The organism is Pseudomonas sp. Soil_N_39 (assembly GCF_057655955.1).
In genome coordinates this window covers 21231-35694 of record NZ_JBDGLI010000027.1, presented here as the reverse complement: position 1 = coordinate 35694, position 14464 = coordinate 21231, and the positions used below count along the sequence as shown (strand labels likewise).

Annotated in this window: 11 protein-coding genes; 1 reads left to right on the top strand and 10 read right to left on the bottom strand. The window is 59.5% G+C overall.

From position 1 onward, the window contains the following. Positions 1 to 120: 120 nt before the first annotated feature. From lpdA to sdhC, 7 genes are all read right to left on the bottom strand, one after another. Entirely contained in the window at positions 121 to 1557 is a 1437-nt protein-coding gene (gene lpdA / locus AC3A5O_RS27200) for a dihydrolipoyl dehydrogenase (protein WP_122565955.1), read from the bottom strand. A gap of 111 nt (positions 1558 to 1668) precedes the next feature. Beyond that, positions 1669 to 2889: a 2-oxoglutarate dehydrogenase complex dihydrolipoyllysine-residue succinyltransferase gene (gene odhB / locus AC3A5O_RS27195; RefSeq protein ID WP_487753953.1), complete on the bottom strand. Its 1221-nt coding sequence runs from the start codon at positions 2887 to 2889 to the stop codon at positions 1669 to 1671. Positions 2890 to 2933: 44 nt separating this feature from the next. Then, entirely contained in the window at positions 2934 to 5765 is a 2832-nt protein-coding gene (locus AC3A5O_RS27190; RefSeq protein WP_122565957.1) for a 2-oxoglutarate dehydrogenase E1 component, read from the bottom strand. A gap of 261 nt (positions 5766 to 6026) precedes the next feature. Continuing rightward, positions 6027 to 6731 (bottom strand): succinate dehydrogenase iron-sulfur subunit, encoded by a 705-nt coding sequence (locus tag AC3A5O_RS27185; RefSeq protein WP_122565958.1) that lies wholly within the window; start codon positions 6729 to 6731, stop codon positions 6027 to 6029. An 11-nt stretch (positions 6732 to 6742) separates the two neighbouring features. Beyond that, a complete protein-coding gene (gene sdhA / locus AC3A5O_RS27180; protein WP_053123969.1) occupies positions 6743 to 8515 on the bottom strand; it encodes a succinate dehydrogenase flavoprotein subunit in 1773 nt (590 codons plus the stop codon). 3 nt (positions 8516 to 8518) lie between these two features. Beyond that, positions 8519 to 8887, bottom strand: a complete 369-nt coding sequence (gene sdhD / locus AC3A5O_RS27175) for a succinate dehydrogenase, hydrophobic membrane anchor protein (RefSeq protein ID WP_030138327.1) — start codon at positions 8885 to 8887, stop codon at positions 8519 to 8521. Beyond that, complete coding sequence (gene sdhC / locus AC3A5O_RS27170; RefSeq protein WP_003179220.1) at positions 8881 to 9255, bottom strand: succinate dehydrogenase, cytochrome b556 subunit; 375 nt, start codon at positions 9253 to 9255, stop codon at positions 8881 to 8883. Before sdhC ends, sdhD begins: the two co-directional genes overlap by 7 nt. Before the next feature lie 365 nt (positions 9256 to 9620). Here sdhC and gltA point away from each other — a divergent pair, with 365 nt between their 5' ends. Next, the gene (gene gltA, locus AC3A5O_RS27165; protein WP_003204440.1) at positions 9621 to 10910 is read left to right on the top strand and encodes a citrate synthase; all 1290 of its coding nucleotides are present in this window, start codon (positions 9621 to 9623) and stop codon (positions 10908 to 10910) included. 331 nt (positions 10911 to 11241) lie between these two features. On the opposite strand, the gene AC3A5O_RS27160 is transcribed toward gltA, so the two are convergent. The 3 genes from AC3A5O_RS27160 to AC3A5O_RS27150 all read right to left on the bottom strand — a co-directional run bounded on the left by AC3A5O_RS27160 (position 11242) and on the right by AC3A5O_RS27150 (position 14381). Further along, positions 11242 to 12900 (bottom strand): cation acetate symporter, encoded by a 1659-nt coding sequence (locus AC3A5O_RS27160; RefSeq protein WP_122565960.1) that lies wholly within the window; start codon positions 12898 to 12900, stop codon positions 11242 to 11244. Continuing rightward, positions 12897 to 13208, bottom strand: a complete 312-nt coding sequence (locus AC3A5O_RS27155; RefSeq protein WP_122565961.1) for a DUF485 domain-containing protein — start codon at positions 13206 to 13208, stop codon at positions 12897 to 12899. The genes AC3A5O_RS27160 and AC3A5O_RS27155 overlap by 4 nt, the downstream gene beginning before the upstream one ends. Positions 13209 to 13526: 318 nt before the next feature. Continuing rightward, positions 13527 to 14381: a glycine betaine ABC transporter substrate-binding protein gene (locus AC3A5O_RS27150; RefSeq protein WP_122565963.1), complete on the bottom strand. Its 855-nt coding sequence runs from the start codon at positions 14379 to 14381 to the stop codon at positions 13527 to 13529. Between the last annotated feature and the right edge of the window lie 83 nt (positions 14382 to 14464).

The window sequence follows — 14464 nt, the reverse complement described above, 5'->3', positions numbered from 1 at the left end:
TTGCGTAGCGTTCCGGACAACCGGTGTCGCTACGCAAGGCTGCGTCCAGCGGATATTCCGCGGTGAGTCTTGCTCGCAAGGCTCACGACGGGCCATACCGCCGTGGTTTCTTATTGTCTATTAACGCTTCTTGCGGTTGGCCACGTGGATGGCGCCGCCATTTACGGCCAGGGCCGCTTCGTGCAAGGCTTCGGACAGGGTCGGATGGGAGAAGACCATCATGCCCAGGTCTTCAGCGCTGGTGCCGAATTCCATACCGATCGCGCCTTGCTGTACCAGCTCGGCAGCGCTTGGGCCAATAACGTGAACGCCCAATACGCGGTCCGTCTTGGCATCGGCGATGACTTTCACGAAACCACCGGTATCGTTGGCTGCCATGGCACGGCCACTGGCGGCGAACGGGAAGGTGCCGACGTTAACTTCAACGCCTTCGGCTTTCAAGGCCTGCTCGGTCTTGCCAACCCATGCGATTTCCGGGTGGGTGTAGATAACCGAAGGGATCAGGTCGTAGTTCATCTGGGCTTTGTGGCCCTTGATGCGCTCGACAACCATGATGCCTTCCTCGGACGCCTTGTGCGCCAGCATCATGCCGCGGACCACGTCACCGATGGCGAAGACGCCCGGTACGGCGGTTGCGCAATGATCGTCAACGTGGATGAAGCCGCGTTCATCGATTTCCACGCCGCTGTCGGCAGCCAGCAAGTCGGTGGTCACCGGGCGACGGCCGACCGCTACGATCAGCTTGTCGAAGGTGATGGTCTGTTCGCCCTTGGCGTCGGTGTAGTTCACCACGACTTCTTCGCCGTTGACCTTCGAACCGGTCACGCGAGCGCCCAGCTTGATGTCCAGGCCCTGTTTGGTCAGGGTTTTCAGCGCTTCCTTGGACACCGCGGTGTCAGCGGCCATCAGGAAGGTGTCGAGGGCTTCGAGCACGGTCACTTCAGCGCCCAGGCGCGACCATACCGAACCCAGCTCGAGGCCGATCACGCCAGCGCCGATCACGCCCAGGCGTTTTGGCACGGTCTGGAATTCCAGGGCGCCGGTGGAGTCGACGATCACGTTCTGGTCGACCGGAGCCGGTGGGATGTCGATCGGACGCGAGCCTGGCGCCAGGATGACGTTTTCGGCTTCGATCACTTCAACCGAACCGTCTGGCTTGGTCACTTCGACTTTCTTGCCCATCAGCAGCTTGCCGTGGCCTTCGATGGAGGTCACGCCGTTGGCCTTGAACAGGGTGGCGACACCGCTGGTCAGGTTCTTGACGATGCCAGCCTTGCGGCCAACCATCGCGGCGACGTCCATTTTCACTTCACCGGTAGAGATACCGTGAACGTTGAAGCTTTCTTTCGCTTCCTTGTATTTCCAGGAGCTGTCCAGCAGCGCCTTGGAAGGAATGCAACCGACGTTCAGGCAAGTACCGCCCAAGGCCTGTTTGCCTTCCTTGTCGGTGTATTTCTCGATGCAGGCAGTGGTAAGGCCCAGTTGCGCAGCCTTGATGGCCGCTACGTAGCCGCCAGGGCCCGCACCAATCACTACCACGTCGAATTTCTGAGTCATGAGTCATTCCTTTTCGAATCAAACCGGACGATCACTTGTGATGACCGTCGAGGGACGAAACCGGTTGTTTCAGCAAGAGGCCGGTCGACAGACCGGCCCTCGCGGCGAAAATCAGATATCCAGCAGCAGACGAGCCGGATCTTCAAGCAGGTTCTTGATGGTGACCAGGAACGTCACGGCTTCTTTGCCGTCGATCAGGCGGTGATCGTAAGACAGAGCCAGGTACATCATCGGACGAATCACGACCTGACCATTGATCGCCATCGGACGCTGCAGGATGTTGTGCATGCCCAGGATAGCCGCTTGCGGCGGGTTGACGATCGGGGTCGACATCATCGAACCGAATGTACCACCGTTGGTGATGGTGAACGTACCGCCGGTCATCTCTTCGATGGACAGCTTGCCGTCACGGGCCTTCTTGCCGAAGGTGGCGATGCCGCCTTCGATTTCGGCCAGGCTCATCAGTTCGGCGTTGCGCAGTACCGGAACCACCAGGCCACGGTCGCTGGAAACCGCGACACCGATGTCGGCGTAGCCGTGGTAGACGATGTCGGAACCGTCGATCGACGCGTTGACGGCCGGGAAGCGTTTCAGCGCTTCGGTGGCAGCCTTGACGAAGAACGACATGAAGCCCAGGCGTACGCCGTTGTGGGACTTCTCGAACAGGTCCTTGTACTTCGAACGCAGGGCCATGACTTCGGTCATGTCGACTTCGTTGAAGGTGGTCAGCATCGCCATGTTCGACTGAGCTTCAACCAGACGCTCGGCAACCTTGGCACGCAGGCGGGTCATTGGAACGCGCTTTTCAACGCGGTCACCGGCAGCGAACACCGGAGCGGCGGCGGCCGGCGCGGCAGGCTTGGACGGGGCAGCGGCTGGCGCGGCTTTCTTGGCGGCAACGGCGGCCACCACGTCTTCCTTGGTCACACGACCGCCCTTGCCGGTGCCGGCAACGGAAGCGATGTTGATGCCATTCTCTTCGGCAATCTTGCGAGCAGCAGGCGCAGCGACTGGATCGTCTTCGCCATCGGCGGCTGGAGCAGCAGCTTGGGCAGCGGCAGGCGCAGCAGCGGCGGCTGGAGCGGCGGCGGCGCCGCCCTCTTCGATCGAGCCCAGGACCTGGTTCGACAGAACGGTAGCGCCCTCCTCGGCAATGATTGCGCCCAGCACGCCGTCAGCTTCGGCCAACACTTCCAGCACGACCTTGTCGGTCTCGATGTCGACGATCAGGTCGTCACGCTTGACGGCCTCGCCTGGTTTCTTGTGCCAGGTGGCAACGGTGCCATCGGCAACCGATTCCGGGAATGACGGGGCTTTGATTTCGATAGCCATTATCTGTGGGTCCTTAAAATTCGGTTTCAGTCAGCGCGAAGGCGTTAAACAGTGAAGGCATCTTGCAGCAGTTTTTCCTGCTGCTCGGCGTGCATCGACGCATAACCACACGCAGGTGCAGCGGAAGCATCACGGCCGGCATATTCCAGGCCCAGGGCCTTGTTATGGTTGCCGATGCTGCGACGCAGGTGATGCTGGCTGCTGTACCACGCGCCTTGGTTCATCGGTTCTTCCTGACACCACACCACATGGGTGAGGTTGGTGTAAGGCGCGATGGCCTCCATCAGGTCCTCTTCCGGGAACGGGTAAAGCTGCTCGATACGCACGATGGCGATGTCTTCGCGGCCTTCGGCACGACGTTTTTCCAGCAAGTCGTAGTAGACCTTGCCGCTGCACAGGATCAGGCGAGTCACCTTCGCCGCGTCCAGGGTATCGATTTCCGAAATGACGGTCTGGAACGAACCTTCGGCCAGGTCCTCGAGCGTTGAGATCGCCAGCTTGTGACGCAGCAGCGACTTCGGTGTCAGCACGATCAGCGGCTTGCGCAGCGGACGGATGACCTGGCGACGCAGCAGGTGGTAGATCTGTGCCGGGGTCGTTGGTACGCAAACCTGGACGTTGTGCTCGGCGCACAGTTGCAGGTAACGCTCCAGACGTGCCGACGAGTGCTCCGGCCCCTGCCCTTCATAACCGTGTGGCAACAGCATGGTCAGACCGCAGAGACGGCCCCACTTGTGCTCGCCGCTGGTGATGAACTGGTCGACAACCACCTGGGCACCGTTGGCGAAGTCGCCGAATTGGGCTTCCCAGATCACCAGGGCATTTGGCTCGGTGGTGGAATAGCCATATTCGAACGCCAGGACGGCTTCTTCGGACAGCAGCGAATCGTACAAGTCGAAACGTGGCTGGCCTTTGTACAGGTGTTGCAGCGGGATGTAGGTGCTGGCGTCTTTCTGGTTGTGCAGCGCCGCGTGGCGGTGCGAGAAAGTACCGCGGCCTACGTCCTGGCCGGTGATGCGAATCGGGTGACCTTCGAACGCCAGGGTCGCGTACGCCATGGTTTCGGCGTAACCCCAGTTGATCGGCAGGCCGCCGGCTTGCATCTTCTGCCGGTCTTCGTAGATCTTCGCAACCTGGCGCTGGACCACGAAGCCTTCCGGGATTTCCAGCAGCTTGGCGGACAGTTCCTGCAGGGTCTTGAGGTCGAAACGCGTGTCGTGACGCGCGGTCCAGGCGTGGCCCAGATACGGACGCCAGTCCACGAACAACTCTTTGTTCGGTTCCTTGACCAGGCTTTTTACAACGTGCAGGCCGTTATCCAGGGCATTGCGATATTCATCGACTTTTTCCTGGACGCGCTCTGCATCCAGCACGCCGCCTTGGGTCAGGCGCTCGGCATACAGCTCACGGGTGGTGCGCTGTTTGGCGATCTGCTGGTACATCAGAGGCTGGGTACCGCTAGGCTCGTCGGCCTCGTTGTGGCCGCGACGACGGTAGCAGACCAGGTCGATCACCACGTCGCGCTTGTACTGCATGCGGTAGTCGATGGCCAACTGGGTCACGAACAGCACGGCTTCCGGGTCATCGCCATTCACATGGAGAATCGGCGCCTGGATCATCTTCGCGACGTCGGTTGCGTACTCGGTGGAACGCGAGTCCAGCGGGTTGCTGATGGTGAAACCGACCTGGTTGTTGATCACGATGTGCACGGTGCCGCCGGTCTTGAAACCGCGGGTCTGCGACATCTGGAAGGTTTCCATGACCACGCCTTGACCGGCGAATGCCGCGTCACCGTGGATGGAGATCGGCAGCACCTTCTCGCCGGTCGGGTCGTTGCGACGATCCTGGCGGGCACGGACCGAACCCTCGACCACCGGGGAAACGATTTCCAGGTGGGACGGGTTGAAAGCCATGGCCAAGTGGACTTCGCCACCGGTGGTCATCACGTTGGACGAGAAGCCCTGGTGGTACTTCACGTCACCGGAGCCCAGCTCGACCTTCTTCTTGCCTTCGAACTCGTCGAACAGCTCGCGCGGGTTCTTGCCGAAGGTGTTGACCAGCACGTTCAGGCGGCCACGGTGGGCCATGCCGATGACCACTTCCTTGGTGCCGTAGGAACCGGAACGCTGGATCAGCTCATCCAGCATTGGAATCAGGCTTTCGCCGCCTTCCAGGCCGAAACGCTTGGTGCCCGGGTATTTGGTACCCAGGTATTTTTCCAGGCCTTCACCGGCGGTGACGCGCTCGAGCAAGTGGCTCTTGATGTCGGCGGAGTACGTCGGACGGCCACGAACGCTTTCCAGACGCTGCTGGAACCACTGGCGCTGCTCGGAATCGGTGATGTGCGTAAATTCAGCGCCGATGGTGCGGCAATATGTCTGCTGCAACGCTTCGTGAATTTCGCGTAGGCTCGCTTCCTCTTTGCCGATGAACAGGTCGCCGGCACGGAAGGTCGTATCAAGGTCGGCATTGGTCAAGCCGTAGTGAGTGATCGACAGGTCTGCAGGTGCAGGACGCTGCCACAGCCCCAGCGGGTCAAGCTGGGCTGCCTGGTGGCCACGCATCCGGTAGGCCTGGATCAGTCGCAATACTTCAACTTGCTTCTTCTCGTGCTCGGAGCTCACGCTGCCGGCAGACACCGGTTGAGCGCGGCGCTGGTTCTTTGCCAGCAGCACGAAATGATCGCGAATCGTCGAGTGCGAAACATCAGTGGCAGAGTTACCGTCAGCCGGCAACTTCTGAAAGTAGGTGCGCCATTCTTCTGGCACAGCGTTAGGGTCGTGCAGGTAGAGCTCGTAGAGCTCTTCCACATAGGCAGCGTTACCACCGGAGAGGTGGGCACTGTTCCACATGCGCTGCATCACGCTTTCTTGCATGCTTGGTCACCCTCGATTAGGGGAACACCACCGGCGAAAACACCGAGCAAACTTGCAGAAGTCCGAGTGCAGCGACTAAAACAAGCCACTTAGGATCACGCTGATAGTCCGGGTACCAGCCCGGATGCCCCTGCTTGTCTCATTTCTTCAAAATAAGAACCGCCGCTTTGTGAGCGGCTGTTCTGGTTATAGCCAAGACGCGGGTTGAAGCCCGCGCCTGGCCTTTACGGGTACAGCGGTTCTACGGGTACAGCAGCTGAATCACACGCCGTTTTGCAGCAGCATGTTACGTACGTGACCGATGGCCTTAGTCGGGTTCAGGCCTTTCGGGCAGACGTTGACGCAGTTCATGATCCCGCGGCAGCGGAATACGCTGAACGGGTCATCCAGTGCGGCCAGACGCTCGGACGTCTTGGTGTCACGGCTGTCTGCCAGGAAGCGGTACGCTTGCAGCAGGGCGGCCGGGCCCAGGAACTTGTCCGGGTTCCACCAGAAGGATGGGCACGAGGTCGAGCAGCAAGCGCACAGGATGCACTCGTACAGACCGTCGAGCTTCTCACGCTCTTCCGGGGACTGCAGACGCTCGATGGCCGGAGCCGGCGTGTCGTTCTGCAGGAATGGCTTCACCTTCTCGTATTGCTTGTAGAAGATGCTCATATCGACGACCAGGTCACGGATAACCGGCAAACCTGGCAACGGACGAACCACCAGCTTGTTGCCCTTGACCACGGCCGACAGCGGCGTGATGCAGGCCAGGCCGTTCTTGCCGTTGATGTTCATGCCGTCGGAGCCGCAAACGCCCTCACGGCAAGAGCGACGATAGGAAAAACCTTCGTCCTGCTCCTTGATCAGGGCCAGCACGTCCAGCACCATCAGGTCTTTACCACCGGTATCGACCTTGAATTCCTGCATGAACGGCGCAGCGTCCTGATCAGGGTTGTAGCGATAAACACTGACTTGCAACATAGCGGTCACCCTTAATAAGTCCGGACTTTTGGTTCGAAAGTCGGAACAGTCTTCGGCGAGAAGTTCACGGCACGCTTGGCGACGCGTTTTTCACCCGGGAAGTACAAGGTGTGGCACAGCCAGTTTTCGTCGTCACGGTCTTCGAAGTCTTCGCGGGCGTGGGCGCCACGGGACTCTTTACGCACTTCTGCGGCGATGGCGGTGGCTTCTGCCACTTCCAGCAGGTTCTGCAACTCCAGCGCTTCGATACGGGCAGTGTTGAACGCCTGCGACTTATCGTTGATCTTCACGTTGGCGATTCGTTCACGCAATTGCGCCAACTGGGCAATACCCTTCTGCATGTATTCGCCGGTACGGAACACACCGAAGTAGTTCTGCATGCAGTTTTGCAGCTCGCGACGCAGGGTTGCCACGTCCTCGCCTTCGGTACGCTCGTTCAGAGCGGACAGACGCGCCAGGGCGGCTTCGATGTTGGCGTCGGTGGCATCGTCATATTCGATACCGTCGGACAGCGCTTTCTCCAAGTGCAGGCCGGCAGCACGACCGAAGACCACCAGGTCGAGCAGCGAGTTGCCGCCCAGGCGGTTGGCACCGTGGACCGATACGCACGCCACTTCACCCACTGCGAACAGGCCAGGGATGATTTCGTCCACGCCTTCGCCGTTCTGGGTGATCGCCTGGCCGTGAATGTTGGTGGCAACGCCGCCCATCATATAGTGGCAGGTTGGAACCACTGGAACCGGCGCGACGACCGGGTCGACGTGGGCGAAGGTCTTGGACAGTTCGCAGATACCTGGCAGGCGGCTGTGCAGCACTTCCTCGCCCAGGTGATCGAGCTTGAGCATCACGTGGTCGCCATTCGGACCGCAACCGTTGCCGGCGATGATTTCTTTCACCATCGAACGGGCAACTACGTCGCGACCGGCAAGGTCCTTGGCGTTCGGCGCATAACGCTCCATGAAACGCTCGCCGTGCTTGTTGATCAGGTAACCGCCTTCACCGCGGCAACCTTCGGTGACCAGTACACCGGCGCCGGCGATGCCGGTCGGGTGGAACTGCCACATTTCGATGTCTTGTACCGGCACGCCAGCACGCAGGGCCATGCCAACGCCGTCACCGGTGTTGATCAGGGCATTGGTGGTGGAAGCGTAGATACGGCCTGCACCGCCGGTCGCCAGTACGGTGGCCTTGGCGCGGATGTAGGTGGTTTCGCCGGTTTCGATGCAGATCGCGATCACACCGACGAAGGCGCCGTCCTGGTTCTTCACCAGGTCAACGGCGTAGTACTCGTTCAGGAACGTAGTACCGGCTTTCAGGTTGCCCTGGTACAGGGTGTGCAGCAGTGCGTGACCGGTACGGTCGGACGCCGCGCAAGTACGCGCAGCCTGGCCGCCCTTGCCGTAGTCCTTGGACTGGCCACCGAACGGACGCTGGTAGATACGACCTTGCTCGGTACGCGAGAACGGCATGCCCATGTGGTCCAGCTCGAACACAGCCGCCGGGCCTTCCTGACACATGTATTCGATCGCGTCCTGGTCACCGATGTAGTCGGAACCCTTGACGGTATCGTACATGTGCCAGCGCCAGTCATCGTTCGGGTCGGCCGAAGCGATGGCACAGGTGATGCCACCCTGGGCGGAAACGGTGTGCGAACGCGTTGGGAAAACCTTGGTGATCACGGCAGTCTTGTGACCGCCCTGTGCCAGTTGCAGCGCTGCGCGCATGCCGGCACCGCCACCACCAATGATGATGGCGTCGAAAGAAATCGTTGGAATGTTAGCCATGGATCAGATACCCCAGAGAATCTGCACACCCCAGACGAAGTAAGCGAACATCGCAACGCCGCATACCGCCTGGAAAAGGAAACGTACGGCAGTCGCCGACTTGCCGAACGCCATTTGCGTCAGGTAGTCGGTCGCGATGGTCCACATGCCGACCCAGGCGTGAGCGCCCAGTGCGACGAGTGCCAGCAGACTGAAGATGCGCATCCAGTTGTTTGCGAACAGTTCATGCCATTGGGCGTAGCCAATGCCAGGGTTTGCCACGACATATCCAATCAGGAAAATGAAGTAAGCCGCGAGAACGACCGCAGACACACGCTGGGCCATCCAGTCATACAGGCCCGAACGCGAAAGGTTCGTGACGTTGGTTACCATATCCAGACTCCTGCCAGAACGATCAGCACCGCAGACACGGCGATAATGATTTTCGAGCCCAGCTTGCCGCCTTCCAGCGTCTCACCGATGCCCATGTCCATGATCAAGTGGCGCACACCGGCAACCAAGTGATACAGCAAGGCGGACAGGATGCCCCAAATCACTAGCTTGGCTAGCGGACTGGTCAGACACGCTTTCACCTGACCGAAGCCTTCTTCCGAATCGAGCGACTTGTCCAATGCATAAAGCATGATGGCCAGGCTGACGAAGAGGATGACACCGGAAATACGGTGAAGAATGGACGTGTAAGCAGTGACTGGGAGTTTGATGGTCCTTAGGTCTAGGTTTACAGGTCGTTGGCTTTTCACGGCTTTTTTTTCACACTGAAGAGCCCCTAACAATCAGGGCAAAGTTGTTGGGGCGCGCACTGGTCAGGTACTCACCACCCAGGGAGTGACGACCCCCAAGAAAGCAGGCCCAAAAGCCCCTGGCGGTCGGTGGCCGAGTATAGACAGTTAGGCTACTAATGACAACGCGTTCACCTTCCCCTAATAGCGCATTGCACATATGGCGCAAAAGGCGTAAACGGCAGGCAATTTCGCGGAAAAAGTGCGGTTAAAGCCTTCTGGAGCAAGACTTTAGGCAAATTGACTTTCGGATTTATCTCACTATAGTGGTGCGGGCCCTGCGTGGGGGGTCTGTCTGATGATTTCAAGCATTAATAGGAGGCCACATGGCTGACAAAAAAGCGCAGTTGATCATCGAGGGCGCAGCCCCCGTCGAGCTGCCCATTTTAACCGGCACCGTTGGTCCCGATGTAATCGACGTACGGGGCCTGACGGCCACGGGCCGTTTCACCTTTGACCCAGGTTTCATGTCGACCGCCTCGTGCGAGTCGAAAATCACCTACATCGACGGCGACAACGGCATCCTGCTGCACCGCGGCTACCCGATCGAGCAACTGGCTGAAAAATCGGACTACCTGGAAACCTGCTACCTGCTGCTCAACGGCGAGCTGCCAACCGCAGAGCAAAAGGCCCAGTTCGTCAGCACCGTGAAGAACCACACCATGGTTCACGAGCAGTTGAAGACCTTCTTCAACGGTTTCCGTCGCGATGCCCACCCGATGGCCGTCATGTGCGGCGTTGTCGGCGCCCTCTCGGCCTTCTACCACGACTCCCTGGACATCAATAACCCCCAGCATCGCGAAATCTCCGCGATCCGCCTGGTGGCGAAGATGCCGACCCTGGCAGCCATGGTCTACAAGTACTCCATGGGCCAGCCCATGATGTACCCGCGCAACGACCTGACCTATGCAGAGAACTTCCTGCATATGATGTTCAACACCCCGTGCGAGATCAAACCGATCAGCCCGGTGCTCGCCAAGGCCATGGACCGGATCTTCATCCTCCATGCCGACCACGAGCAGAACGCCTCTACGTCCACCGTGCGTCTGGCAGGTTCCTCGGGCGCCAACCCGTTCGCCTGTATCGCCGCCGGTATCGCCGCGCTCTGGGGCCCTGCCCACGGCGGTGCCAACGAAGCGGTACTGACCATGCTCGATGAAATCGGCGATGTCTCGAACATCGACAAGTTCATCGCCAAGGCCAAGGACAAGAACGATCCGTTCAAGCTGATGGGCTTCGGTCACCGGGTCTACAAGAACCGCGACCCGCGCGCCACCGTCATGAAGCAGACCTGCGACGAAGTACTCAAGGAACTGGGGATCAAGAACGATCCGCAACTCGAACTGGCCATGCGCCTGGAAGAGATCGCCCTGACCGACCCGTACTTCATCGAGCGCTCGCTGTACCCGAACGTCGACTTCTACTCGGGGATCATCCTCAAGGCGATCGGCATTCCAACCAGCATGTTCACCGTGATCTTCGCCCTGGCGCGGACCGTGGGCTGGATCTCCCACTGGAAGGAAATGCTCTCCAGCCCGTACAAGATCGGCCGCCCGCGCCAGTTGTACACCGGCTACGAGTCGCGTGACATCACCCAGCTGGAAGACCGCAAGTAAGACCTGCCTTGCAATGAGGTCTTGAGCTGCACCGAAACAGCCCCTGCTTCTTATATAAGAGCAGGGGCTGTTTTGTTTGGGTCTCTTTTCATCTGATCCAGAAGCTGCATTGGCAGACCCGGCGCCATCGCGAGCAAGCTCGCTCCCACCGTTGACCGGTTGTGAACACAGAACCTGTACTCACTTGAGATCCCCTGTGGGAGCGAGCTTGCTCGCGATGACGGCAGCCCTGCCAACCCTTAAACCCAGCACAAAAAAATACCCCAGCCTCTGGACCGGGGTATTTCTTCAAACGCACCGCTTTAACTTGAAGCTTTCAGCTTGTCGCTGCTTAGTGATTAACCGCCCCACTCGCCCCCAAACCAGTTTGCGAACGCACGAACTGCGGGAAGAACAGCGCCCGCTCGTTCGCGCCTTCAGCCGACTTGTCGGTGACGGAGAAGAACCAGATGCCGACAAACGCAATGGCCATGGAGAACAGCGCTGGGTATTCGTACGGGAAGATAGCCTTCTCGTGCCCCATGATCTGCACCCAGATGGTCGGACCGAGCACCATCAGGCCCACAGCACTGACCAGACCCAACCAGCCGCCAATCATGGCGCCACGGGTGGTCAGCTTCTTCCAGTACATCGAGAGCAGCAGTACCGGGAAGTTGCAGCTCGCCGCGATGGAGAACGCCAGGCCCACCATGAACGCGATGTTCTGCTTCTCGAACAGGATACCCAGGCCGATCGCCAGCACCGCCAGACAGATGGTGGTGATTTTCGAGACGCGAATCTCATCCTTCTCGTTGGCCTTGCCTTTCTTGATCACGCTGGCATACAGGTCATGGGACACCGCCGAGGCACCGGCCAGGGTCAGGCCCGCTACCACCGCCAGGATGGTCGCGAACGCCACCGCCGAGATGAAGCCCAGGAAGATGCTGCCGCCAACTGCGTTGGACAGATGCACCGCCGCCATGTTGTTGCCACCCAGCAAGGCACCTGCCGCGTCCTTGAAGGCCGGGTTGGTGCTGACCAGCAGAATCGCGCCGAAGCCAATGATGAAGGTCAGGATGTAGAAGTAGCCGATGAAGCCAGTGGCATACAGCACGCTCTTGCGCGCTTCCTTGGCGTCGCTCACGGTGAAGAAGCGCATCAGGATGTGTGGCAAGCCAGCGGTACCGAACATCAGCGCCAGGCCCAGGGAGAAGGCCGAGATCGGATCCTTGACCAGGCCGCCGGGGCTCATGATCGCCTCGCCTTTAGGGTGAACCTTCACCGCTTCGGCGAACAACATATTGAAGTCGAAGTTGACGTGCTTCATAACCATCAGGGCCATGAACGACGCACCCGACAGCAGCAACACCGCCTTGATGATCTGCACCCAGGTGGTGGCCAGCATGCCGCCGAACAACACGTAGAGGCACATCAGGATACCCACCAGGATCACCGCAACGTGGTAGTCCAGGCCAAACAGCAGTTGGATCAGCTTGCCGGCACCGACCATTTGCGCGATCAGGTAGAACGCCACCACCACCAGCGAGCCGCAGGCGGACAGACTGCGGATCTGGGTTTGCCCGAGGCGATAGGACGCCACGTCGGCAAAGGTGTATTTACCCAGGTTACGCAGGCGCTCGGCGATCAGGAACAGGATGATCGGCCAGCCCACCAGGAAGCCGATGGAGTAGATCAAGCCATCGTAGCCGGAGGTGAACACCAGTGCGGAAATCCCCAGGAAGGACGCCGCCGACATATAGTCGCCAGCGATTGCCAAGCCGTTCTGGAAGCCGGTGATCTTGCCGCCGGCCGCATAGTAGTCGGCCGCCGAGTTGTTTTTCTTGGACGCCCAGTAGGTGATATATAAAGTCGCGCCGACGAAGGCCACGAACATCAGGATAGCCGCGACGTTGAGGGGTTGTTTCTGCACGGCACCCGTCAGGGCGTCAGCCGCCCAGGCACCCGGTGCAAACGCTGCGACGCTCAAAAGAGCCAGTAGACGCCGGATCATTGCTGAGCCTCCTTGAGAATCGCATTGTTCAGGTCGTCGAATTCGCCGTTGGCGCGTCGCACGTAAATGCCGGTCAGGACGAAGGCCGAGACAATCAGGCCGACGCCGATGGGGATACCCCAGGTGATGGTGGACTCAGGCGTGATCTTGGCCCCGAGAATGTGTGGCCCGTAGGCGATCAGAAGAATGAAGCCGGAATACAGCCCAAGCATGATCGCCGAGAGAATCCAGGCGAACTTTTCCCTTTTTCTCACCAGCTCCTTGAAGCGCGGGCTGTTTTGAATCGAGAGGTAAATGCTGTCGTTCATTGTTTTTATCCTCGCAGCACAGATTTAATTGGAACAGCCCTACTCTATGCGGCTCAAGGCCAGGTTCCAGACGACCTTAGTATTAGAACGACATGACGGTGCTGCCGGTTTCCCGCACATTTTCGCAGTTGCCCTCCTGTGGGAGCGAGCCAGCTCGCGATGGCGGCGCTACATTCAACATGACAGCAAGCAGATACGCCGCTACCGCGAGCCAGCTCGCTCCCACAAGGGGATTGTGGAGAAACCAGGAATTGCGGGCACAAAAAAAACCGCATGACACACGGTCATGCGGCTTTCGGAACAGCTAAACCAGGCCGATTACTTGCCGGTCCACTCCTTCACGCGGTCCGGGTGCTTGGCGACCCAGTCCTTGGCAGCGGCGTCTGGCTTGGCACCCTCTTGGATCGCCAGCATGACTTCGCCGATCTCGTCTTTCGACGCCCACTGGAATTTCTTCAGGAACTCGGCCACTTCCGGGGCCTTGGTGCCCAGCTCCTTGCTGCCGATGCTGTTTACAGTCTCAGCCGCGCCGTAGACGCCTTTCGGGTCTTCCAGGAAGCGCAGTTTCCACTTGGCGAACATCCAGTGCGGCACCCAACCGGTGACGGCGATGGATTCGTTTTTCTTCTCGGCACGAGTCAGCTCGGCGATCATGCCGGCGCCGGAACTGGCCTTGAGTTGATAACCGGTCAGGTCGTAATCCTTGATCGCCTGTTCGGTCTTGAGCATCACGCCTGAACCGGCGTCGATGCCGACGATGCGCTTCTTGAAGGAGTCGTCGGTCTTGAGATCCTCGAGCGACTTGGCCTTGACGTACTCCGGCACGATCAGGCCGATTTTTGCATCCTTGAAGTTGGGGCCGTAGTCGACCACGTTGTCTTTGTTCTTGGTCCAATAGTCGCCGTGAGTCACCGGCAGCCAGGCCGAGAGCATCGCGTCGAGTTTGCCGGTGGCCACGCCTTGCCACATGATCCCGGTCGCGACCGCTTGCAGCTTCACGTCATAACCGAGTTTTTGCTTGATCACTTCGGCGGCCACGTGGGTGGTCGCGACGCTGTCGGACCAGCCGTCAACGTAACCGATGCTCAGGGTTTTGGTTTCGGCGCTGGCCAAGGTGGAACTGATGGCCAGTACCAGTGCGGCACCTGCGCCCAAGAGTCGTCGCATCTTCATCGTTACTTCCCCGAAAGTGCTGCGCCCGACGGATGCCGGACGGCGTCAACGTATTGTTATGATGCTCAGCGCCCCCATCACGC

Coding starts and splice junctions, on each gene's coding strand:
- gltA (WP_003204440.1), top strand. CDS start 9,621: ATGGCTGACAAAAAAGCGCAGTTGATCATCGAGGGCGCAGCCCCCGTC.
- AC3A5O_RS27150 (WP_122565963.1), bottom strand. CDS start 14,381: ATGAAGATGCGACGACTCTTGGGCGCAGGTGCCGCACTGGTACTGGCC.
- lpdA (WP_122565955.1), bottom strand. CDS start 1,557: ATGACTCAGAAATTCGACGTGGTAGTGATTGGTGCGGGCCCTGGCGGC.
- odhB (WP_487753953.1), bottom strand. CDS start 2,889: ATGGCTATCGAAATCAAAGCCCCGTCATTCCCGGAATCGGTTGCCGAT.
- AC3A5O_RS27160 (WP_122565960.1), bottom strand. CDS start 12,900: ATGATCCGGCGTCTACTGGCTCTTTTGAGCGTCGCAGCGTTTGCACCG.
- sdhA (WP_053123969.1), bottom strand. CDS start 8,515: ATGGCTAACATTCCAACGATTTCTTTCGACGCCATCATCATTGGTGGT.
- sdhD (WP_030138327.1), bottom strand. CDS start 8,887: ATGGTAACCAACGTCACGAACCTTTCGCGTTCGGGCCTGTATGACTGG.
- AC3A5O_RS27155 (WP_122565961.1), bottom strand. CDS start 13,208: ATGAACGACAGCATTTACCTCTCGATTCAAAACAGCCCGCGCTTCAAG.
- AC3A5O_RS27190 (WP_122565957.1), bottom strand. CDS start 5,765: ATGCAAGAAAGCGTGATGCAGCGCATGTGGAACAGTGCCCACCTCTCC.
- AC3A5O_RS27185 (WP_122565958.1), bottom strand. CDS start 6,731: ATGTTGCAAGTCAGTGTTTATCGCTACAACCCTGATCAGGACGCTGCG.